The sequence below is a fragment of the Alphaproteobacteria bacterium genome, assembly GCA_033762625.1.
Lineage (GTDB): Bacteria > Pseudomonadota > Alphaproteobacteria > UBA9219 > RGZA01 > RGZA01.
In genome coordinates, this window is the sequence record JANRLI010000016.1 from 42,201 (window position 1) to 62,982 (window position 20,782).

The following is a 20,782-nucleotide window of genomic DNA, read 5'->3' on the forward strand; positions in this document are numbered from 1 at the left end:
TGCACTCTCCCGTTACAGTTTTACAAAACTACTGATGATCACGCTGCCACCGCCTGCCCCGTTGGTTTGTACCGTCAGTGTCATGCGATAGGTCACGCCGCCCTTTGAAATCTGTACATTCGGCGTTGCAAGCCCGCCGCCAAGTCCGGGGATAAGCGTTGTGATATTTGCAACCCAACCATTCAATCCGGTCACGGCTGCACTTACAGTGGTAAAGCTATCCACCTGTAATACACCGTTCAGCGCGGAAGGTCCTGCCGCCATCGAACATGCGCCATTACCCGACGCCGGGAACACCAGATCCACCGATGGCGCAAATGCAAATGCCGCCGGAAAACGCGTACCATCAGGACAGGTCACAAGAGCTGTTGTTGCAGACGAAGATGTTGTCGTAACCGAACGGGTTTCGGGGTCAATCTGGTTACGCACATCACTGACGCGGAAGGGGAGAATTCCGCCCGCACCTGCTGGGCGTTGCTTGAGCAATTTAATATCGACCAGTTCCTGATTGCGGCCATCGATTTTTATGGTTTGCAGTGTAGGTGCGGATTTTGAAACGGATTTTACTTCCGGTACCGCTGGCACAGGCTTGGGCGCCTGCACTTGACTAGGCGCTTGCGTAATCGAATAGGTTGCAACGCCTTCAAATTGCTTGAACGGCACAGCATGCGCAGGCAATGCCAGCAGCGCAACACTTATGCATGGAATGATAAAACTGCGGGTCATTAAAGGGGGATGCCTCTACACAATTTGATTATTTTGGGTAACAAAATGGCGGTTTTTTTACAAGAAATGATTGCGCTAAGCCTGATAATAATGGGGCAAGTCGTCATGAAAACCACAACCTGCCCCATCATACTCAAAAGTAAACCTCAAAAGCACCCATGCGCTAAGTTTTTATTAAGGCTTATACGGATTGCATGCACGCGCCGCAGCATCACACCCTGATGGGCACGGCGCTACATTCATCGCCGCATCATGATAACAGGTGGTGAGTGTATTGGCATCGGAGCAATAATTTCCATCCGCCTTTCCGGAACAAAATGGTGCAGAACCGCCTGATGCCGGGCCGGATGTACTGCGCAAACTACGTGGCGCAATGGGCGCAGCAGGGGCGGTTGGCGCAATTCCATCATTGCCAAGACCTTTAGGCGCAGGTTTTCCATTACCTGCATCCGCATTTTCATTTGCCGCAGGGTCGATTTTGTTTTTTACATCGCCAATGGTGAAAGGCGACACACCGCTTAAGGGTTTTACCTTCATCAAGCGGATATCGACCAGCACATTATCCTTATCACCCACTGCGCGCTTGTCACCGCCAGCGCGTTTGGGTTTTGCGGCATTCAGTGCGTTATCCAGATTTTTGCCATTGCCCAGCTTGTCTTTCAGATTTCCCTTCGCTGCGGCCTTGGTCAGATCATCGGCATGGGCTTCACCCTCGCGCTTATTCTTTTTGGTATCTAACGGGTCTGTATCCAGCCCGTTTTTCGACATGCCGCCAACCCAAGGCTTGATGTCCTTTGCTTTGGTTGCGCCGTTTTTGCCAATACCTTTTTCAATCAGCTTGCGCTCCTGTTCTTTGATTTTGCTGTAATCGGAATAATACAATGATGTATCAGGTGCACAGCATGGGCTTTGCACATATCCGCTCTTGGTCAAATGGCACTTGGCGCGCGCATCCGTGCCTTTACCCGCAGCTTTCACGCACGCCTTGAGCGCGGCGGGCGTTTTGCATACCACGCGGAACAAATCCGGCTTGCCGTCAAACGCAGTACCAAAAGTGCAATTACCGTTTGAATCATCCACCAGCTTCTTTGCCGCTGCCAGTTCTTCAGGTGTACGCTGCGATGGGTCATACGTATCTACATATGCGCTGCCGCCGCCAAATACTGCCGCCACACAACATGGTTTTTCGACTAACCCTCCAGCGCCGATTTTGCATTTTTCCTGTCCGAAGGTGTTTTTACACGTGGTGCGATTGGCTTCGCTGCCGCATGAAATAATGCGCGGGTCATAGGTCAACAGATTGTCCACCGAATAGCCGCCAACCGAACATGCCTGCGCAGGTTCGCCGCCATGCGTTTCCACAAATTTCTTGACGACCGCAACACCTTCCACACTGTCCAGCCCATCCGGATTGAATGAACAGCATACGGTGGTGGCACGGCCCAAATCATCAACCGCCTTGGGGTCGCATACGCGCTGGTTCATCCAGCTGAAATGATTCTGGCATGCCTCATAGGTTTGCTTCAGCGTGCACACAACTTTCAACGGATCATTAGGCGTGGTGGTACAGAACGGTCCACCACTTTCCTTGGCAACCTTGGCTGCAAACTCCATCGCCATTTGCTCGCCCTGGCTGGGTTTTTCGCCGCCCTTACAACATGGAATTTCATTTCCGCCCAATTCCAGCGTGCTGGATACGCAAGCTTTGGGGTATGCCTTTGTACATACATCTAACCCTTGGCCATCCTGACATTTAATCAGGTTACGCATGGCGGAATCCGTGCTGCACAGCCCGCCGGTTTTTCCGGTCATCGCATAGGTCAGGTTTTTCTGAATGGTATTGCGCGCCTTATCCATATCCCATGGATGATAGCTAGATGGGCTATAACTCACAAAATCATCGCAGACGGTTTCAATCGGCACATCATTGAACGCCGCAGCAAAGATATTCGCTTGCGGATAACGCTGCACGAAATACTGCTTACAGGTTGCGCGCACCTCTTCCTTGACTTTCTTGAACTCCGCATCGCCAATCAACGCCGCGCCTTCGGCTTTGGGCTTCACGTTCTTTTTGTAATAATCGCCGCGTTCCACCTGGAATTCGGCCCATTGCAATTTGCCCATGGATTGCACGATGTAGCGGTCACGCAATATCGCACATACTTTTTTGGAATTGCTTGCCGACAAATTGGTAGGCTCAAAATAATCATAGCATTTTTGGTAAAGCGTATTGGCTAAATCCTTATAGCCATCCTTACCCAATTCGGGCACAAACATCTGCGCATAATATTGTTCGAACGGAATGTGATCGCCGCCAATCAATCCCAAACCTTCCGCCAGTGCGCCGCCCGCTGAAACTACAAATCCCACAACCTTACCGGCAACGCTTTCGCATGCAGCAGCCGCCACATCACTCACGATGGGAATGGAACCAATGCCGGAATATTCTTCAGCCAGCTTGCAGGCCACTTTGGGCCCCATGGTGGTAATCATGGTTTCAAGGGCCGCGCCGTAATTTCCATCCTTAATCGACTTCAAGATGGAAATGGTTGTTCCTACAATCTGATCAACCAGTTTTTCAGACGGGAAGTTACTGTCAAACGCGGCATCGCATTCGCAATCCCAATTCGTCAGAATTGGCCCCAGATAAGGAATGGCGGAGATTTCGGAATCTACCGCACTTTTACCCTCACTGATCTGGTCAGCCAGCAAGTTGCGCAGAAAATCCGCTTTGCTCTTGCCCAGATATTCATCGCCCTTGCGGTCGATAAACTGATAAGCCTGCTGGATGGGCTGATAGCTTTTGCAATTCCCGCCGTTGATGGGCAACAGCTTGGGGATGCTTTGCAGTTTGGTAACTTTCAACGCGCCAATAAATCCAACCAGCGAATAATCCTGCTCCAGCGTATAGGCTACAATGGTGCTGGCACATACCGGATGCTTGATTGCGAAAATGGTAGCTTCGCGTTGGTCATTATCCAGCCCCAATAACGGACTAATTTTTTCGAGCACATCTTCCCATGATGGCCATCCGGCATGCGCAGGTGGTGCGCCAAGCACCATAAAACATGCAAAGCTTGCAGCGATTATCCGCTGGAATAGGTGTATCTTGGCCATGAAGGGTCTCGGTCGAAGGAACAGAAATTAGGAGCGTTATTGCCCCTAAACCTTGCCGGACTCTTGTTGTTTTGGTCAAGACAGGATTACTTGACCGGTCCGTCTGACTACCTGTTCATTTCCGGGGTGTGGCCTGAAAGCTCGTCACGTAATGCTAAAAGCACATTACGATGAATATCCGCAAGCATGCGGGTAGTGGGTGAAATCATACCGGCAGGTAACGGGGCGCCTGCACATTTCAACGCTTCCGCACCGTGCCATTCGCGCTTCGTGCCAAGGCTCGATAACTGGGTCAGCTTCACTTCAGTGATAATACTCACAGCCCCTCCCCTAACGGATCTTCCGTTTGGCGCGCGGTGAGCAGCATTTTTTTAACCGGATCAAAATGGAACAGGATATCTTCGGAAATACCGTTCTCATGCGTTTTGGCAATCGTCACCGTAACTGGCTTATCCTTGGCTGATGATGCGATGCTAATCATCGCATCATTGCATTGATAAGTGGAGAAGCGTTCGCTTGGACGTTTCGATGTTCCCTGAGTCGTCGGAGCAGAGGCTGTAACCAAATTCAGGTCAAAATAATTCATCGCCGCTAAAATTTTTCTCGCAGCTTCGGGAATATTGTGATTTGACGCCCCAAAATATTTCATAATTTTTTATCGGTTGCTTCATAAAGCGTTCATCTTCGAACCACTAACCACTCAACGCATGAGCTGGTGCACCTCGCTTCATTCTATGGAAAAATCACAAAGAAAGCGTGAAACCGCCTTAACCAACTGATATTGTTAAGGTTATTCGCGCATTAACCAGGTATGAATTTTCTGTTCAATTTGTGTAAAAAATCGCCTGTATTTATCTAAAATGCCAATGATTTCAATGATTTAATTCAGTTTTTTTTAATACGGCGCAGTTATGCTGTCCGGATAACAAGAAAATTATTTTTTAAGTCACAAAAGGGGTACGACTATGACAATGAATAACGCCAATGCTGGCGCAACTCAAAATCCGGAATTCAAGGCACGCGGTAATGTTGATTTATCGCATTTGCCACCACCCGATACCAAGCGCTGGGTTATCAGCCGCAAAGCCATCGTGGTTGACGCAGTCCGCAAGGGCCACATCACCTTGGCTGAAGTATGCGCACGCTATTCACTATCGGAAGAAGAAATTCGTTCATGGATGAAATTATCCGAACGTGGCGGTTCACGTGCATTGCGCGTTACCCGTCTGCAAGACTATCGCCGCAAGACCACCACAACGGGTACTGCGCAAGCTTAAATACCGATTTTCTTGTTATACCAGTTTGTTCCCTACAAACCACGCGGATCGCAAGCCGCGTGGTTTTTTTTAAGTTTGGCGACTGCCAAACCGCGGGCTTATGCGAGCGTAAAAAACGATACTACTCTTCTTCGGGTGCCAGAAGCTTATAGATAGTCGTGTGTTTGATCTCGCTATCTTCAACCTCTAACGGCGTTGCCACATCATATTCCGCCAGCTTTTCCAATCCCTCTTTGGGCAGATAATTACGCCCGGGATCAGCCAACAATACCGTTTTACCCTGCTTTATTTGCGCGCGCAGCCATTCAATCGCATAACCGGCCATCGGCCATTCATAACAAAAATCACCCGCCAAAATCACATCAATATCGGGTAAATCGCGGTTGATTTTATTATCGTGCAAGACATCCACGCTCACATTATTCGCTGCCGCGTTCATCCCCACTGCCACGATGGATAAAGGGTCCACATCATTCGCAACCACCGATGCCGCACCCGCCATTTTCGCGGCAATCGCGCACAGGCCCGACCCTGATGCAAAATCAAACACCCGCTTGCCGCGAACGATTTCTGCATTATCCAGAACATACCGCGCAAGCGCCTGCCCGCCGGGCCATGCAAACGACCAGAAGGGCGGCGGGATATTTTTGGCTTCAAAGCGTTCTTCGGTTACGCGCCACAGCGCATTGAACACGTCACTTAAATGCAACTTAATCTCGGGAAGCAGCGGCGGATTTTTCAACTGCGTATTGGTGATGATGAACTCGCTATTCTGGGTGATATAGCTTGGCCAATCCTCAACCTTTTTCACGCGTTTGGTTTTTATTGCTGTCATACGATTACCCGTCCTAAAACCATCGCTGCTAATACGATCCAGCCAAAGGTAGTGTTGGCCTTGAATGCGGCAAGGCTACTCGCACGATCATCCATGCGCCAGTTTTTTAATATCCACGCCATATAAACGAACGCAATCGCCATCCCGCCATAAAACAAGGGGCTAAGATGCGCCAGCGCGCCAGCCACCAGCAATAAGGCAAAACTAATTCCCGCCCAGATAACAATGGTTTTCTGTGCGCTATTCCCCAGCACCCGCGCGGTCGATTTAATGCCCGCAACCTCATCATCCGCCTTATCTTGAAATGCGTAGATGGTATCGTAAGCAAGCGTCCAGAAAAAACATGCGGCATATAATACAAATGCCGCAAAGGGCAAGGCGTTTTGCACCGCAGTGAATCCCATCATCGCGCCCCAATTGAAAATCACGCCGAGAAAAACCTGTGGCCACCATGTGATGCGTTTCATCAACGGGTAAAGGGCAATCAGTGGCAGTGATGCCACTGCCAGCACAAACGTAAACCCGTTCATACACAGCACCACCAGCAACCCGATGATGCAGCAGCCGATTGCAAACGCAATTCCCTGCCATGGGCTAATCTCGCCGCTGGCAATCGGGCGTTGTCTGGTGCGCTCTACCTGCGCATCCAATTTACGGTCGATGACATCATTCACCGCGCAGCCTGCCGCGCGCATCACCACCGCGCCAACAAAGAACAGAATAAAAATCCAAACGCTCGGGATCTCCCCTTCCAGTGTTGCAAGCGTTTGCGCCCACCATGCGGGGAATAGCAACAGCATAAAGCCCGCTGGCTTATCAAGGCGCGCCAAACGCGCATAGGGCTGCGCCGCAGCAGGAAGGTGATTTATCAAAAAAGACATATTTACCGCGTAATTTTCGTGAATTGTAATCGGCGCTCAAGCCGCATACACTATAAATCTCGATCGCATTGTCAATTGCGTCAGAATGAGGCGAAAATGCGGGGTTCCGAGAACCGGAGCGCAGCGTACATTTAAGTACGTGAGCACCGGAAGCGCAGGAATACCTTCATTTGCAGCCCATTATCACGCAATTAACAAGCATCCAACCCACTGAAGGAAACACACATGTTAGTTGTAGCCGTTGTTGCAGGGTTCATTATTCTATTCATCATCGGGGTTTATAACCGCCTTGTCGCGCTGCGCCAGGAATGCAAAAACGCCTTTGCCGATGTCGATGTATATTTAAAGCAGCGCTTTGATTTAATCCCGAATCTTGTCGAAACGGTGAAGGGTTATGCGGCGCATGAAAAATCGGTCTTTGAAGAAATCGCCAAAGCGCGCGCGGGTATTTCCAATGCGTCCAACATCTCCGACCGCGTTCAGGCTGAAAACCAGCTCAGCATGGGTATGCGCGGACTATTTGCGGTTATGGAAAATTATCCAACCTTAAAGGCTGACGGAAATTTCCAGCGGCTGATGGCGGAACTCTCCGACATTGAAAATAAAGTATCTGCTGCGCGTCGTTTCTTTAACAATGCGGTTGGCGAATACAATGCTTCCATCCAGCAATTCCCTGCGGTGCTGGTTGCACCAACGCTTGGCTTCAAACAGGAAACCATGTTTGACCTCGGCGATGCGGTGCGCGAACAACTTTCTACTGCACCGTCAGTCAAATTCTAATTATTGCAAAGCAAATCCATGCCTAAGCAAATATTGGGTTTAAAGACGTGGATATGGGCGAATAATTTCAAATCGACCCTGCTGTTGGTCTGCTTTCCCTTTATGCTTGCGCTGCTGTTTTTCATCGGCGCATATATTTTTGTCTATGGCAGCAATCCGCTTCAGGGTGAATTCTTTACGCCTGAATTATTTCAGGCCGCAACCACGCTAACCCTTCAAGGTTTGCCTGCTATTCTGGGCGCGGCCACCCTTTGGGTGTTGATTGCAACGCTATTCAACAGCTGGATGATAAGCGCGGCAACGGGTTCGCGCAGTGTCACGCGCCAAGAAGAACCAGAGCTTTACAATATCCTTGAAAACCTGTGCATCAGCCGCGGCCTTCCCATGCCGCGCTTGGAAATCATTGAAGATGCGGCGCTCAATGCCTATGCCAGCGGCCTGACGCAAGACAGTTTTGCCATCACGGTCACGCGCGGCCTTATGCAAACACTGGACCGCGATGAAATGGAAGCCGTTATTGGCCATGAACTCACCCACATTATCAACCGCGATGTGCGTCTGCTGATTGTCACCACCGTGATTGTCGGAATGGTGTCGTTCCTCTCGCAGCTGGCGTGGCGCAATATGTTTTATACGAATTCCTATAATGACCGCTACACCTATAACAGCAGCGGCAGCGACGGGCGGCGTTCCAATCTGCCGCTGATGATTATTGCAACCGTGCTGCTTGCAATTGGATACTTACTCGCGCTGCTGTTGCGTTTTGCAATTTCACGCAAGCGCGAATACAACGCCGATGCAGGCAGTGTGGAGCTGACAAAAAATCCCGCGGCCCTTGCCAGTGCCCTGCGCAAAATCAGCGGGCAAAGCGATGTGCAAAACGTGCCGCCGGAAGTGAAGCAAATGTTCATCGAAAACAGTGGCGGGTTGCTTGATTTATTTGCAACCCACCCGCCAATTGCCAAACGCATCGCCATATTGGACCAGCTGGCAGGGGATAAACATAATAGCAGTGCGCCTTTATCCCCATCTGGTGCACGCACACCACATACCGGCTCTGTTCCATCCGCCAGTGACCTATAACCGATATTTAGCCCCTTAACATTAACGGGCTTGAACGGTAAGGTTGGGCACCTATTTCAACTAGACGCATAACCCTTGAACCACGCTATGGCCTTGCTCGAAGCATATAAAAAGAATGATCCCGCTGCCCGCAGCCTTTTGGAAGTCGCGCTGCTGTATCCCGGCGTAAAAGCCGTCCTCCTGCACCGCGTGGCGCATCAGCTCTACACATGGGGCATTCCGTTTTTCCCGCGCTTGGTGTGTGAAATTTCACGCCTTATTACCGGTATTGAAATCCATCCCGGCGCGCGCATCGGCAAAAATCTGGTGATTGATCACGGCATGGGCGTTGTTATTGGCGAAACTGCCGAAATTGGTGATGACTGCCTGATTTTCCACGGCGTCACCTTGGGCGGCAAAGGCGGCTTTGGCAAACGCCACCCCACCGTTGGCAACCGCGTGATGATTGGCGCAGGCGCAAAACTGATTGGCAATATCACCATTTCCGATGATGCAAAAATCGGCGCGAATTCGGTGGTCACCAAAAACATTCCAGCAGGCGCAACCGCATTCGGCATTCCAGCCAAGGTTTCATTGCCTACCGAAGCTTCAAACGCAGCTGAATAATTTTCCATAACAAAACAGGTGTTCCATGAACATTCACGCATCCATTCTTGATACGATTGGCAAGACGCCGCTTATCCGCGTGCCGGGGCTGCAAAGCGATGCGGATATCGTCCTTAAACTTGAATTCTTCAATCCGCTTGGCTCGGTCAAAGACCGCATCGGCAAAGCCATGCTGATCGAAGCCGAACAATCCGGCCGCCTCAAGAAAGGCATGCGCATTGTTGAACCCACATCAGGCAATACTGGAATTGGGTTGGCATTTATTGCTGCGGCCAAGGGGTATCACATCACCCTCACCATGCCGGAAACCATGTCGATGGAACGCCGCTCGCTGTTATTACTGCTTGGCGCGGATGTTGTTCTTACGCCCGGCGCTTTGGGTATGCGCGGCGCCATAGCCAAAGCCATGGAGATGTGCGCGGCCGATAAAAACTGCATCATGATGGAACAGTTTGATAACCCCGCCAATCCCGCGATTCACGCAAGCACCACTGCAAATGAAATCTGGGATGATACCGATGGCAAGGTGGATATTGTGGTTTCCGGCGTTGGCACCGGCGGCACATTATCGGGTATTGGCAAAACGCTGAAAAGCAAAAAGCCATCCATCAAAATGGTGGCAGTGGAACCCGAAGAATCCCCGATCATTTCCGGTGGCAAGCATTCGCCCCATAAAATTCAAGGCATCGGCGCAGGCTTTATTCCCAATACGCTCGACCGCTCGCAAATTGACAGCGTTGAGAAAGTGAATAGCGCCGATAGTTTGGCGATGGCGCGCACACTAATTAAACAGCATGGTATTCCTGTTGGCATCAGCAGCGGCGCAGCCGTTACCGCCGCGCTTCGCGTTGGCGCATTGCCGGAAAACAAGGGCAAGATGATTGTCGTGATTATCCCAAGCTACACGGAGCGGTATTTATCAACCGTATTGGCAGAAGAAGAACGCGCCAAAGCAGGAACGCTTGTTGCATCCGAACCCCAAGCCCAGTTTCTGGAACAAGCCGGTAAGCGCTACGGTATTTAGCCGGTAAACGGGTTGAACTGCGAACGCGCCGCAATCTGGCGGTTCTCAGGAACATAACCGGCATATTCGCGGGATGCACCAGCCTCACGCGGTTTAATGCCTTCAAGCTGGGAAATCAATTGCTGGCGCTCTGCGGGTATTTGCGCATCGCCATTGAATGGATCAGGCGCATTCAGCGCAGAAAGAACATCTTTTTTGTTGCGTTGGAAAAATTCGCTGTTCCGCAACTGCTCCATCGCAACCGGATTACCTTTAAGCATTAAAGGATTGCTCATCAGGGTCTGGGTCAGTGCAGTCAGGTCATTACTTTGCAACGCCTGCTGCAATCGCACTTGCGGCGAAACCTGCTGGTCAAAGGCTTTGGATTTGCTCGCCAGACTATGCGCAAGACCTTGCTCATGCGTGGTCATCATGCCCAAGGGGCTGGTGCGTGGAACAGGTACGCCATTATACTCAAGCGGTGCGGCCATATAACTTCCAAAAATTCAAATACCAAAAATATCCACTCATCCTATCGGTGAGTTCTAAATGACTGCTGAATAATTATGGTAAAGACGCGTTAAGTACTAAGCGTCGTATCTCTGGGCGGTGTTGGCCCGCCAAGCACCCGTGTCATACCAGCGGGTTCAGGCAAGGCCGCGACACGCGGGTTGCCATCTTCGCCTGTTGCTGAGGGTGTTGCATCTTCCGGCTTATTTTCACGCGCGGCGGCCCGTGCAGCCAAGGCTGCGGCCATTTGTTCTTTGGCAAGCTGCGCTGCTTTTTGCGCTTCAATTCTGTGTTGATCAGGCTCAAGCCCTACTTCACCGCGCTGCGCCAATGCTACAACACCCTGCTGCTTTGGACGTGATGTGCCGCCCAATGTATCATCGGCTACTTCATATTCCGGTTGTCTTGCAAAGGCGCTATAGGCCATGACGTCCCGTCAAAAGGGTTTAACGCAGTATCCTAGCCTTCTAACCCTAAACAATGTCTGAATATGCGTTAACATCCGGCTATTTCAACTATTTGTTAACCTCGTTTTCAGCACTTGCGCCCTAGGCTTGAGCATATGAGTCAGATTGTGCGCCCCCTCCTTCGTCCTGTCTTTTTTTTAGTGCTGCTTGCGCTAGGCGCCTTGATCGGCATGGCCCCGTTTGCGCATGCAGGCGGCGCGCGCACCATGCCCACCTATTCCGAATGCCAGAAATTGGCCAGTACTAAAACGAGCGCTCAGGAAAAAGCGCAGATTACCCAGATTTTTAAAACGCATGGGCTTTACTGCTCCATGGTGTCATCGCCGTTTCAAGCGCAACATGTATTCGGACAAGGACAAAGCAAGGCGCAGCTACGCATCGTCATGTCAAAATCCAACCATTACGTGATTGATGGAAAAACATTGCTCGACGCCTTGCTGCCCGACCGCAATGGCATCCCGCCCGCACAAATGGTCATGCTGGCTGGGCAGTTCTTCAGCATTGTGGGCGATTTGTTTGCATCCGATTTAAATGCAGATACCTTGCAGCGCATGAGCAAACATGTCGGCGCGTTAACCGGCATGCTTGGCGTGAATGCACGTGCGGCACAAATGCAGCTTGATGCGCTGCGCGCACAGACACGGCTGGGCGAAACGGACATCGAGCCATCGTTCTGGCTTACAAAACTAAGCATTATCCCTGCGCCAACCACGCAAACCGCAGCGCAGCAGCAAGCGCCAAAGGTTGGCCCCGCATGGATGCAGAAATTAATGGGTGCCGGCCAGCATATTATGGGTACGCTTCAGGGCGGCGAATAAAATAAATATTGCACGCACCAGCGCAAGCTGGTGCCTAGTTTGGTTGTTTTTAATGAGTAACTGGGTCCCAGCTTTCGCTGGGACATACGAAAAGGAATTATCCCTTCACGTCTTCGCCCCAGATTTTACGTATCTCTGCTTGATTGGTTTTCATCTTCTGTAACTTGAATTCCGAAATACTGGTCAGCACTTGCGCAACCACGGGCGGAATAAGCGTAAGCAGCGCAAGGCCGATACCCGCACCGCCCCACATGATCAGCCAGTTCAGCGGGTCTTGCAAAAGCATCATCGCGTAATCAAGACGCATTCCTTTTTGAAAAAGCTGGACAACGATATAGGCAACGCCGGTCAAGTTCAGCGAACCCACCGCTACGGTCATACTGCGTGCACGACTTTTATCGGTCAGCATCGTTGCAATCGTTGGAATGAACCCGCACAACGCCACAATGGTGGCGGGCAACACAAATACCGCGCCAATTCCAAGGATAACAAAGGATACCGCCAATCCCTTGGCCTTGCCGCCGCCTGACGCACCTTTACCGCCTTTTGGGGCGCCTTTTTTGGCGGGTACTTTTGCAGCGGGTTTGGCAGGTGCTTTAGACATCGGTTGTTTCCTTCACTGAAACTCTATTATTGAAACAGGCGCAGCAGGATAATCAGCATAATAAAAAACGAAATGCCCACCGCAATCACCGCGGCAAGCGGTTGTCCGGCCTGTTCCGCCAGCATTTTTTTGTTTTTGGCATATTCACCCAGACGTTCGGCCTCAGCTTCCATTTCCTTATACAGCATTTTGGCAGCAACAAATTCCTGCGCGTCCAGCACAACGGTATCGGTATCATCGACAAGATTAAGCAGGTTACTCAAACGTCCCGTAGCCGCTGCGGCTTTCAATTCTTTGCGCACGCGCTCCTGACGCGGGCGGTTATGGAACCGCTTCACCGCTTCTTCGGTCAACGGCAACAGGGTTGCCGCCAGATTTTTTAGATTATCCGGCCCGAAACTTTCCTGTAAATTGGCATAGAGATTCAAAATACCGATATTCCGGCGGGTCATATCGCGCATCTGGTCAATATTCTGCATCAATAGCAGCGAGATGTTCTTGTCTTTTGCCATCAAAAACGCGGCGATATGCCTATCAATCAATTGCAATCCGCCCAGCGGCGCGCGGCGCTCCAACGCTTCCAAGAGCTGCTTGGGCGTTTGCACATAACGGTCGCGGATTTGCGGATTTAAACAGGGCAAACTCGGGTTACCATCGTACAGATATCGCTCAAGCCCGAAGCCCAGCGATTTATTCTGCACAACATCAACGGCTTTTTCACACAGCTGCACCACAACAATCGAATTGCCGATTTTGCCATCCGGCTGGTATTCAAGCCATAAGGCAGGGAAACGGTTGATGATGATTTCGGCAATAGTGGTCAGCTGCGCTTCACCCAGCATCATCTGCGCAAGCAGCACAGGCAAGCCGGATGGATAAACGCTAATCCCGCGATACCGAATGGGCGCCAGCGGGTCTAGCGCCAGCTGCACATTACTGACCAACCGCTCCTCTTCACTGCCCAGCCGCTGCTGGCGCGTAGTCGCTATCGCCTGATCCAGATTTTTAATCGCCTTCTCATCCGAAAAGCCGTGGCTGATCCAGCGCGCCAATTCCTGATTGGCAATCATGCTTGCCGCCAATTTCGTATCGCTGCTCATTGCGGTCAGCAACTGGCGTAATTGCACAAAATCCTGCGTGCCGAATTTTAGCGGACGGCTGGCTTTTTTGGCAATCGTCGATTGGCGCGGCGTCAACCGGCGGCCCGCAACCCAATGTTCGAAATCTTCATGGGTCCAGCGCAGCGCAGGGTCATCGGTTAAAAGTCCGCGCAGTAATTCGATGATCGCTTGCGAAAATTTGCGCTCGCCTGCCAGTGCCGAATAACTACCACGTTCGATTTTCAATTGCACAATCGCTTCGGGTGTTAAATCACGCAGCGGCAGATCGCCAATCAATGCCGTTAAAATCAATACACCAAAGGCGTAAAAATCATCGGCCGATGTTCCCATGCCGCGCGCAATATCGGGGGCAAGGGCGCGGTGCGGCGTTTCATATTGCGCGGGCTGGCGGAATGCGCAAGGCGCGGTCAAACATTCGCCCAACGTCACACTATTACCATCGCCCATAAACACATTATCGGCGCGGATGGAGCCATGGAATAATCCCATCTTGGCAATCTGGCAAATAGCCTGGCCCAGCGGCTTGATGACCCCTTCGATCAGCGCCGCTTCTTTAATGGCCGGAAAGGGCCCGTGAATATAATCCGGCGCATCACCCAGCGGCGCAAGCCGCGCGCCTTTGATCATGTCATAAATAATCGCCATGTGGCGGTTGCCGGATAACGGCCAATCGATCACATGCGCTTCATGCACCAGACTTAAACTTTTATGGGAAAGCCCGTGAAATCCCGCCAACATGTCCACGCGCGTCGGCATGTGACCGTTCACCACATACGCCATTAATGCAGCGCCGCTATTGACCTTGCCATGCACGGCATACGCCTTGGCCGTGCCGGTATCAAAATCGGGCAACGGTTGCATTTCATCAATGGTGTAGCGTTCGTTGAAGATGGCCATAGAAGCAAACTATAGCCAGTTATGCGTCATCCTTCAAACGGGTCTTTCATCAAAATGGTATCTTCACGCTCGGGGCTGGTTGACAAAATGGTCACCGGTGCGCCGGTCAATTCTTCAATGCGGCGAACGTATTTGATTGCTTGCGCCGGCAATTGCGCCCAGCTGCGCGCACCTGCGGTCGTGCCTTGCCATCCTTCGATCGTTTCATAGATAGGTTCGATTTTTGCCTGCGCGAATTGGTCGGCCGGCAAATAATCAAGCGTATCTTTGCCGATCTTGTATCCGGTGCAGATTTTTAATTCGGAAAAGCCATCAAGCACGTCAAGCTTGGTCAGCGTCAATCCATCTATGCCGCCGAACTTCACCGCTTGGCGCACCATCACGCTATCAAACCAACCGCAGCGACGCTTGCGACCCGTGACGGTTCCAAATTCGCGGCCGCGCTCGCCAATCTTTTCGCCAATTGCGGTCAATTCTTCGGTTGGGAATGGGCCCGAACCCACGCGCGTTGTGTATGCCTTGCAAATGCCCAGCACCATGCCAATGGCCTTGGGGCCAATGCCACTTCCGGTTGATGCTTGCGCCGCAACGGTGTTGGAGGATGTAACGAACGGATACGTTCCAAAATCCACATCCAGCATAATGCCTTGTGCACCTTCGAACAAAATGCGTTTGCCGGCGCGGTTCGCTTCATCCAGCACGCGCCATACCGGTGCAGCATGCGCCAATAACCGCGGCGCCATCTGCATCAATTCGCCATACAATTGGTCAACGCTGACCGTTTCCGCGCCATAGCCTTTCAGCAACAGATTATGATGATCAAGCAATTCCGCAATCTTGGTCTTTAAATGCTCCGGGTGCTGCAAATCGCAAACCCTTATCGCGCGGCGTCCAACCTTGTCTTCATAGGCGGGGCCAATGCCGCGGCCAGTTGTGCCGATTTTTGAATTTCCTTTGGATGCTTCGCGTGCGCGGTCGAGCATGCCATGCACCGGCAAAATGAGCGCGGCATTTTCTGCCAGCAATAAATTCTTGGGTGTAATCGTTACGCCCTTTTCGGCAATGCCATCAATTTCTTTGAGCAAGGCAACCGGATCAACCACCACGCCATTGCCGATAATCGAAAGCTTGCCGCCGCGCACCACGCCCGATGGCAGCAATGATAATTTATAGGTTACGCCATCAATTACCAAGGTGTGCCCGGCGTTATGACCGCCTTGAAAACGCACCACGACATCTGCTCTGCTTGAAAGCCAATCAACGACTTTTCCTTTACCTTCATCGCCCCATTGGGCTCCGACGACGGCGACATTTGGCATGATTTTTCCTTAAGATAATTAACAGGCAGTTCAAAGAAGGGCTTAATAAACCAAAGCTAATCGTAAAGAACAAGCAAAAAGGGCTTTTTGGTTTCACATCATATGATTAAGCTTTGCGCGCTAACATTTTAAACCGAGAAAGATTATGTCTACCTATGCAAACCGTGGTGCCCGTGCCGGATGGTCATCCTTCAACCCCGTAACATTTTGGACCAATCAGATATTTGGTCACCAGATTGATGGCGTGTGGACTCCCTCCCTGAATGTCTCTGTCTCGGATATGGGCGGCTTTCCCGAGGTTACGTTTTCATATGTCGGTGATGCGGGGGATGAAGGCGGACCTTACGTTCCTGCCAAAGAGCAATTCATCACATTCATGTCCAACCCGAAAGTTGCTGAACAGGCGCTCGATTTAATTGGTCAGCACCTTGGCTGGAAAGCAAAGCATTATATCAGGCTGTTTATTGATTTAGAGACCACCGCATTACCGCCGCGCCCGCAAAGCCGCGAAACAGGAATTGAAAAATTACGTGCGATTGCAAAAGGCACACCGCCAAATCCTTAAACGATTTTGATAGTTATTATTCATGTTTGATTTTGAAACCCTAACCCAAGCGATCCTCGATCGCATGAATAAACGTCCCTCGCAGACGGTGATGGAAAGCAGCTGCATTCCATTTAACGTGGCATGGAATATGTTTTTAGAAAGCCCTGCCGATAATCCTTCCGATTTCACCGCGCGGTTTTATGCAACGCAGCGCGGGGTATCCCGCGCGCTGCCCGCGCTGCAAAGCATCGAAGGTACCATCCAGCATGCAACGCGCTATGCCTCCATGGGCTATATTACCTGCGGGATTATCAAAGCGATGCAGCACAACAGCAACGGCACAGCGTCTGATTTATTCGTTGCCACCGATATTGGCGCGACCGCAGTTCTGCTGATGGATTTGAATGAAAAGGTCAAATCCTTCATGAACAATCATCGTCCGGTGGACTCTGCACCACTTGACAAAAAATTGCTTGCCGCGCTCAGTGATTTTTATACCGTGTTGCTGATTGCGCTTAATGAAACCAAGCCCATCGCCAGCCGTAACAAGGATACCGCAAAACAAATTGATGATGCGATCGCCGATTGTCTTATGATTGCAGATACCAATGAACTCAGACTGCATATTCCGCGTGAGCTTGCGCGCCGTGTATCAGGCGATTTACTGGGCAAGCAACAAATGGGGGCAGACAGCGAATTTAAACTTCCGCTTGAAGATACCCCTTCTTATCAACCGGTTCCGCATGACCATGCGCTGGTTCCGCACCGCCCCGAACTGGCCCGCACGGGTTTTTATGGCCGCCCGCCCAAAGCCGCAGCAAAATCCGCAGCACCGCAGGGCAGTGGCGCGGTTATCTTGCAATTAGACGATGCTGCACGTGAACGAATTCGCAGAACGAAATTAGTCGAAGCGGCAAAGCGCAGAAATCCCGCCGATCCCGGAAAGCCGCCAAAGCCGGATGCACCACCTACACCAGTCTAATCAACCATAAGTTACGTCAGAATGAGACGAAAATGCGTGGTTCCGAGAACCGGAGCGCAGCGTACATTTAAGTACGTGAGCACCGGAAGCGGAGGAACAGCGCATTTGCAGTCCATTATCACGTAACTTTTTTAGATCATCTTGGCTTTATTGTTTTCGTAAATTACATGGCACGCCTGACGTTTTGCTTCTGCGGTCAAATCAGTGTCCTTGGAAAGATTGCGCAGCACGACATACCCTTCCTTCACCAAGGCCGCGGTTTGCGCGGGCGCGGTATCAAACGGCACCAGAATACGCGCGCGGGGTTTGGCGCGCGGCAACACCGGCATCAAACTTTCGGCATAGAATGTGAAACCGGTTGCAGGTTCATTGGTGGCGGTGCGATATCTGCCGCCGCGTCCCAATTCGGCGCGAATGGCCTTGGAAAAAAGCGCAAAGCTCAATCCGGTTTGGTATTCAAAGCCGCGATATTCCACAAGATCGACCGTCATGGTGCTGCGCAGATCATGCGGCAATAAATCATATACACGTTGCAAGCGTGTGCGGTCCAATGCCGCTTTTTCGGGTAAATCCATCGCGGCCAATGCGGCAAGCGCGTCTCCGGCATCACCGCTTGCACGCAATAATCCCACTGCAAGCGCGCATGCTTTTTCCATTCCTGCGGTTTTACCCAATCCCTGCACCAAGGCTTCATTCTTGCGGTCGAGTGCGGCGTGTAATTTTGCCCGTGCATCGCCTTCTACATGAAATGCTTCGCAAATACTTGGAATAAGCGTGGGCAAGGTAATGTCGAGCGCAACACCGGTCACGCCAATACGCGCCAAACTTTGCATCGCCAATAAAATAACTTCGGCATCCGCTTCGGCATCCAGACTACCGATGATTTCTGCGCCCACTTGCGTCACTTGGCGCGCGTGGTTTTGTTCATGGCCTGTGATGCGTAAAATGGGCCCCGCATAGGATAAGCGCAAAGGGCGCGGCGCGGTGGAAAGACGCGTTGCGGCAATGCGGCCGATTTGCAAGGTGTGATCGCTGCGGCATGCCAGCATGCGCTGCGAATTGGGGTCCATCACGCGGAAGGTGGTGCGGTTCAAACTGGCACCGGGGCCCGATAATAATGTTTCTTCAAATTCCATAATGGGCGGCGCAACGCGTCCATAACCGTTTTCGGCAAACACCGCTAACAGCGTTTGCGTGGCGGCGGCTTCGCTTTCCGCATCGGGGCTTAATACGTCATAAAATCCGGCAGGAAGAAGGTTCATGGCAAAAACATTCGCTAAAACGCTGATTATTAAACTCTGGTAGAAAATAAAGATATTCAGTAAAAATACCAGTGCTTAAAAGCCAAGCGCCAAAAATATAACAAAGCAGCATATTTATGAACCCGTCATTCCCCTCCACCCGCCTTCGCCGCACCCGCCAAACGCCATGGCTGCGCAACCTTGTTGCGGAAAATACCGTCACCGTGAACGACCTGATCTGGACGGGTTTTGTGATCGAAGGCAAAGCTGTGCGCGAACCCATTCATTCGCTTCCCGGTGTTGCGCGGCTTTCTATTGATGAATTGGTGGCCGAAGCACAAGAGCTTAAATCATTGGGCATTAATGCGATGGCGATATTCCCCGCGCTTGATGCCAAATTGAAAAACGCAAAAGGCAGCGAAGCGGTTAATCCTGACAATTTAATTTGCCGTGCGGTTGCTGCGGTGAAAAAAGCCGTGCCGGAAATGGGCATCATCTGCGATGTAGCATTGGATCCGTTCACCGATCACGCGCATGACGGATTATTGGTGGATGGAAAAATCCTCAATGATGAAACCGTTGAAATTCTATGCCAACAAGCCTTGGTGCAGGTAAAGGCGGGCTGCGATATCATCGCTCCATCCGATATGATGGATGGGCGCGTTGGTGCTATTCGCAAGGCATTAGACGCAGCGGGCTTTCAAGACAAACTTATTTTGTCCTATGCCGCCAAATACGCATCGGGTTTTTACGGCCCGTTCCGCGATGCCTTGAATAATAAGGGCAGTTTGAAGGGCGATAAAAAAACCTATCAGATGGATACCGCGAATAGCGATGAAGCCTTGCGCGAAGTGGCCATGGATATCAACGAAGGCGCGGATATGGTCATGGTGAAACCCGGCCTGCCATACCTTGATATCGTGTCGCGCGTGAAAACCACATTCAACATGCCCACCTTTGTGTATCAGGTGAGCGGTGAATACGCGATGATGAAAGCCGCAGCCGCCAATGGCTGGATCGATGGCGACCGCATTCTCATGGAAACCATGCTGTGCTTCAAACGCGCGGGAGCGGATGCTGTGTTGACCTACGCCGCAAAAGACGTGGCGAAGTTGCTAGGAAAAATCTAGGAAGAAAGTGTCCGGTCTTTGCGCCATGGCGCAACCCATGTGCGGGTGCGTTTTGGTGGCTCTTGAACATTGAGCGCGCCGGAAAGGCTGGCTGATTCAATCGCCAACACCCCATATAATCTACTTTTACTGCTAAAGGGGCTGCGCGTGACACTGCCATCAGGATTAAACGTGATAAAGCGTCCTTTTTGATGGAATAAAAGTGAAGTCGCGCCGCTGATGCGCACATTATGCTTCATCGCAGCTTCACTCACCACCGCGCATAAATCCTGCTGCTCATCACGGCCTCTGAAATGAATACTCGAAAACACGTCACATGCCGCCAACACAATATGCTCCGCAGGTTTTTTGCCATTTGCAAACAGCTGATCCAGTAATTCTTTGATGGTAAACGCCTCTTCAGCCCTCAGCGTAGTGCTCATCAGCCCATCCGTGCCATGCCCTGCAATAACCAATGTCTTGAACGGCGCTGCCCGCTTATTCCGCAATTCATCAATATGCGCGATTGCATCTTCAAGCTTGGTCACATGGTCTGGAACAACACTGATGCTGCTGCCATAAAGAAGCGGTAGATTGATAACGTGCTTCGTTGCGCCATCTTTTTTGAGGTGGCTCATGGCGTCCCCTGGCAACTTCACTTCCATAATATCGGGGTCGGGCCTGCGGAAGCGCGAATAGAACATATGGCGCGGTATTTGAACAGCATAGCGATTTAACATTGTGCTGTTATGCACGATTTCGGTACGCGCCCGGTGATACATGCTGGTGAACAGTCTTTCCAGCCGTCCTGTGAGCGATTTATCTTCAACGCCAAGAATTTTTGGTTTGCGCATACCGA

Annotated in this window: 22 protein-coding genes; 9 read left to right on the forward strand and 13 right to left on the reverse strand. The window is 51.2% G+C overall.

The window, feature by feature from the left end; genetic code table 11:
* Positions 1 to 12: 12 nt before the first annotated feature.
* The 4 genes from SFW65_07880 to SFW65_07895 form a co-directional block, all read right to left on the reverse strand.
* On the reverse strand, positions 13 to 726 hold the full coding sequence (locus tag SFW65_07880) for a hypothetical protein (protein ID MDX1923030.1): 714 nt from the start codon (positions 724 to 726) through the stop codon (positions 13 to 15).
* A 174-nt stretch (positions 727 to 900) separates the two neighbouring features.
* Positions 901 to 3,843: a hypothetical protein gene (locus SFW65_07885; GenBank protein MDX1923031.1), complete on the reverse strand. Its 2,943-nt coding sequence runs from the start codon at positions 3,841 to 3,843 to the stop codon at positions 901 to 903.
* Between the two features lie 107 nt (positions 3,844 to 3,950).
* Complete coding sequence (locus SFW65_07890; GenBank protein MDX1923032.1) at positions 3,951 to 4,163, reverse strand: hypothetical protein; 213 nt, start codon at positions 4,161 to 4,163, stop codon at positions 3,951 to 3,953.
* Positions 4,160 to 4,492 (reverse strand): hypothetical protein, encoded by a 333-nt coding sequence (locus tag SFW65_07895; protein ID MDX1923033.1) that lies wholly within the window; start codon positions 4,490 to 4,492, stop codon positions 4,160 to 4,162. The genes SFW65_07890 and SFW65_07895 overlap by 4 nt, the downstream gene beginning before the upstream one ends.
* 316 nt (positions 4,493 to 4,808) lie before the next feature.
* On the opposite strand from SFW65_07895, the gene SFW65_07900 reads away from it, so the two are divergent.
* Positions 4,809 to 5,120, forward strand: a complete 312-nt coding sequence (locus SFW65_07900) for a DUF1153 domain-containing protein (protein ID MDX1923034.1) — start codon at positions 4,809 to 4,811, stop codon at positions 5,118 to 5,120.
* Positions 5,121 to 5,241: 121 nt separating this feature from the next.
* On the opposite strand, the gene SFW65_07905 is transcribed toward SFW65_07900, so the two are convergent.
* On the reverse strand, positions 5,242 to 5,955 hold the full coding sequence (locus SFW65_07905; protein MDX1923035.1) for a 50S ribosomal protein L11 methyltransferase: 714 nt from the start codon (positions 5,953 to 5,955) through the stop codon (positions 5,242 to 5,244).
* Positions 5,952 to 6,836, reverse strand: a complete 885-nt coding sequence (ubiA, locus tag SFW65_07910; protein MDX1923036.1) for a 4-hydroxybenzoate octaprenyltransferase — start codon at positions 6,834 to 6,836, stop codon at positions 5,952 to 5,954. The genes SFW65_07905 and ubiA overlap by 4 nt, the downstream gene beginning before the upstream one ends.
* Before the next feature lie 225 nt (positions 6,837 to 7,061).
* On the opposite strand from ubiA, the gene SFW65_07915 reads away from it, so the two are divergent.
* The 4 genes from SFW65_07915 (at position 7,062) to cysK (ending at position 10,329) form a co-directional block, all read left to right on the forward strand.
* A complete protein-coding gene (locus tag SFW65_07915; GenBank protein MDX1923037.1) occupies positions 7,062 to 7,616 on the forward strand; it encodes a LemA family protein in 555 nt (184 codons plus the stop codon).
* Between the two features lie 18 nt (positions 7,617 to 7,634).
* A complete protein-coding gene (locus SFW65_07920) occupies positions 7,635 to 8,699 on the forward strand; it encodes a M48 family metallopeptidase (GenBank protein ID MDX1923038.1) in 1,065 nt (354 codons plus the stop codon).
* Positions 8,700 to 8,786: 87 nt separating this feature from the next.
* Positions 8,787 to 9,305, forward strand: coding sequence for a serine O-acetyltransferase (cysE, locus tag SFW65_07925; protein MDX1923039.1), 519 nt, complete (start codon positions 8,787 to 8,789; stop codon positions 9,303 to 9,305).
* A 25-nt stretch (positions 9,306 to 9,330) separates the two neighbouring features.
* On the forward strand, positions 9,331 to 10,329 hold the full coding sequence (gene cysK / locus SFW65_07930) for a cysteine synthase A (GenBank protein MDX1923040.1): 999 nt from the start codon (positions 9,331 to 9,333) through the stop codon (positions 10,327 to 10,329).
* Here cysK and SFW65_07935 read toward each other — a convergent pair.
* Complete coding sequence (locus SFW65_07935; GenBank protein MDX1923041.1) at positions 10,326 to 10,799, reverse strand: hypothetical protein; 474 nt, start codon at positions 10,797 to 10,799, stop codon at positions 10,326 to 10,328. The genes cysK and SFW65_07935 overlap by 4 nt on opposite strands.
* A gap of 89 nt (positions 10,800 to 10,888) precedes the next feature.
* Positions 10,889 to 11,245, reverse strand: coding sequence for a hypothetical protein (locus tag SFW65_07940; GenBank protein ID MDX1923042.1), 357 nt, complete (start codon positions 11,243 to 11,245; stop codon positions 10,889 to 10,891).
* A 135-nt stretch (positions 11,246 to 11,380) separates the two neighbouring features.
* On the opposite strand from SFW65_07940, the gene SFW65_07945 reads away from it, so the two are divergent.
* Entirely contained in the window at positions 11,381 to 12,103 is a 723-nt protein-coding gene (locus tag SFW65_07945) for a hypothetical protein (protein MDX1923043.1), read from the forward strand.
* Positions 12,104 to 12,200: 97 nt separating this feature from the next.
* On the opposite strand, the gene SFW65_07950 is transcribed toward SFW65_07945, so the two are convergent.
* The 3 genes from SFW65_07950 to SFW65_07960 are packed head-to-tail and all read right to left on the reverse strand — an operon-like array spanning position 12,201 to position 16,044.
* A complete protein-coding gene (locus tag SFW65_07950) occupies positions 12,201 to 12,707 on the reverse strand; it encodes a hypothetical protein (protein MDX1923044.1) in 507 nt (168 codons plus the stop codon).
* A 26-nt stretch (positions 12,708 to 12,733) separates the two neighbouring features.
* Complete coding sequence (locus SFW65_07955; protein ID MDX1923045.1) at positions 12,734 to 14,725, reverse strand: hypothetical protein; 1,992 nt, start codon at positions 14,723 to 14,725, stop codon at positions 12,734 to 12,736.
* A 26-nt stretch (positions 14,726 to 14,751) separates the two neighbouring features.
* Positions 14,752 to 16,044: an adenylosuccinate synthase gene (locus SFW65_07960; protein ID MDX1923046.1), complete on the reverse strand. Its 1,293-nt coding sequence runs from the start codon at positions 16,042 to 16,044 to the stop codon at positions 14,752 to 14,754.
* A gap of 145 nt (positions 16,045 to 16,189) precedes the next feature.
* On the opposite strand from SFW65_07960, the gene SFW65_07965 reads away from it, so the two are divergent.
* Both SFW65_07965 and SFW65_07970 read left to right on the forward strand, forming a co-directional pair.
* The gene (locus tag SFW65_07965; protein MDX1923047.1) at positions 16,190 to 16,609 is read left to right on the forward strand and encodes a hypothetical protein; all 420 of its coding nucleotides are present in this window, start codon (positions 16,190 to 16,192) and stop codon (positions 16,607 to 16,609) included.
* Between the two features lie 64 nt (positions 16,610 to 16,673).
* On the forward strand, positions 16,674 to 17,573 hold the full coding sequence (locus tag SFW65_07970; protein MDX1923048.1) for a hypothetical protein: 900 nt from the start codon (positions 16,674 to 16,676) through the stop codon (positions 17,571 to 17,573).
* Positions 17,574 to 17,704: 131 nt separating this feature from the next.
* Here SFW65_07970 and SFW65_07975 read toward each other — a convergent pair whose 3' ends face one another.
* Positions 17,705 to 18,835, reverse strand: coding sequence for an ATP phosphoribosyltransferase regulatory subunit (locus SFW65_07975; GenBank protein ID MDX1923049.1), 1,131 nt, complete (start codon positions 18,833 to 18,835; stop codon positions 17,705 to 17,707).
* Between the two features lie 116 nt (positions 18,836 to 18,951).
* Between SFW65_07975 and hemB the strand changes: the two genes are divergently transcribed.
* The gene (hemB, locus tag SFW65_07980) at positions 18,952 to 19,944 is read left to right on the forward strand and encodes a porphobilinogen synthase (GenBank protein ID MDX1923050.1); all 993 of its coding nucleotides are present in this window, start codon (positions 18,952 to 18,954) and stop codon (positions 19,942 to 19,944) included.
* Here hemB and SFW65_07985 read toward each other — a convergent pair.
* The gene (locus tag SFW65_07985) at positions 19,941 to 20,777 is read right to left on the reverse strand and encodes a hypothetical protein (GenBank protein MDX1923051.1); all 837 of its coding nucleotides are present in this window, start codon (positions 20,775 to 20,777) and stop codon (positions 19,941 to 19,943) included. The genes hemB and SFW65_07985 overlap by 4 nt on opposite strands.
* Between the last annotated feature and the right edge of the window lie 5 nt (positions 20,778 to 20,782).

Coding starts and splice junctions, on each gene's coding strand:
- SFW65_07880 (MDX1923030.1), bottom strand. CDS start 726: ATGACCCGCAGTTTTATCATTCCATGCATAAGTGTTGCGCTGCTGGCA.
- SFW65_07885 (MDX1923031.1), bottom strand. CDS start 3,843: ATGGCCAAGATACACCTATTCCAGCGGATAATCGCTGCAAGCTTTGCA.
- SFW65_07895 (MDX1923033.1), bottom strand. CDS start 4,492: ATGAAATATTTTGGGGCGTCAAATCACAATATTCCCGAAGCTGCGAGA.
- SFW65_07900 (MDX1923034.1), top strand. CDS start 4,809: ATGACAATGAATAACGCCAATGCTGGCGCAACTCAAAATCCGGAATTC.
- SFW65_07905 (MDX1923035.1), bottom strand. CDS start 5,955: ATGACAGCAATAAAAACCAAACGCGTGAAAAAGGTTGAGGATTGGCCA.
- ubiA (MDX1923036.1), bottom strand. CDS start 6,836: ATGTCTTTTTTGATAAATCACCTTCCTGCTGCGGCGCAGCCCTATGCG.
- SFW65_07915 (MDX1923037.1), top strand. CDS start 7,062: ATGTTAGTTGTAGCCGTTGTTGCAGGGTTCATTATTCTATTCATCATC.
- SFW65_07920 (MDX1923038.1), top strand. CDS start 7,635: ATGCCTAAGCAAATATTGGGTTTAAAGACGTGGATATGGGCGAATAAT.
- cysE (MDX1923039.1), top strand. CDS start 8,787: ATGGCCTTGCTCGAAGCATATAAAAAGAATGATCCCGCTGCCCGCAGC.
- cysK (MDX1923040.1), top strand. CDS start 9,331: ATGAACATTCACGCATCCATTCTTGATACGATTGGCAAGACGCCGCTT.
- SFW65_07935 (MDX1923041.1), bottom strand. CDS start 10,799: ATGGCCGCACCGCTTGAGTATAATGGCGTACCTGTTCCACGCACCAGC.
- SFW65_07940 (MDX1923042.1), bottom strand. CDS start 11,245: ATGGCCTATAGCGCCTTTGCAAGACAACCGGAATATGAAGTAGCCGAT.
- SFW65_07945 (MDX1923043.1), top strand. CDS start 11,381: ATGAGTCAGATTGTGCGCCCCCTCCTTCGTCCTGTCTTTTTTTTAGTG.
- SFW65_07950 (MDX1923044.1), bottom strand. CDS start 12,707: ATGTCTAAAGCACCTGCCAAACCCGCTGCAAAAGTACCCGCCAAAAAA.
- SFW65_07955 (MDX1923045.1), bottom strand. CDS start 14,725: ATGGCCATCTTCAACGAACGCTACACCATTGATGAAATGCAACCGTTG.
- SFW65_07960 (MDX1923046.1), bottom strand. CDS start 16,044: ATGCCAAATGTCGCCGTCGTCGGAGCCCAATGGGGCGATGAAGGTAAA.
- SFW65_07965 (MDX1923047.1), top strand. CDS start 16,190: ATGTCTACCTATGCAAACCGTGGTGCCCGTGCCGGATGGTCATCCTTC.
- SFW65_07970 (MDX1923048.1), top strand. CDS start 16,674: ATGAATAAACGTCCCTCGCAGACGGTGATGGAAAGCAGCTGCATTCCA.
- SFW65_07975 (MDX1923049.1), bottom strand. CDS start 18,835: ATGAACCTTCTTCCTGCCGGATTTTATGACGTATTAAGCCCCGATGCG.
- hemB (MDX1923050.1), top strand. CDS start 18,952: ATGAACCCGTCATTCCCCTCCACCCGCCTTCGCCGCACCCGCCAAACG.
- SFW65_07985 (MDX1923051.1), bottom strand. CDS start 20,777: ATGCGCAAACCAAAAATTCTTGGCGTTGAAGATAAATCGCTCACAGGA.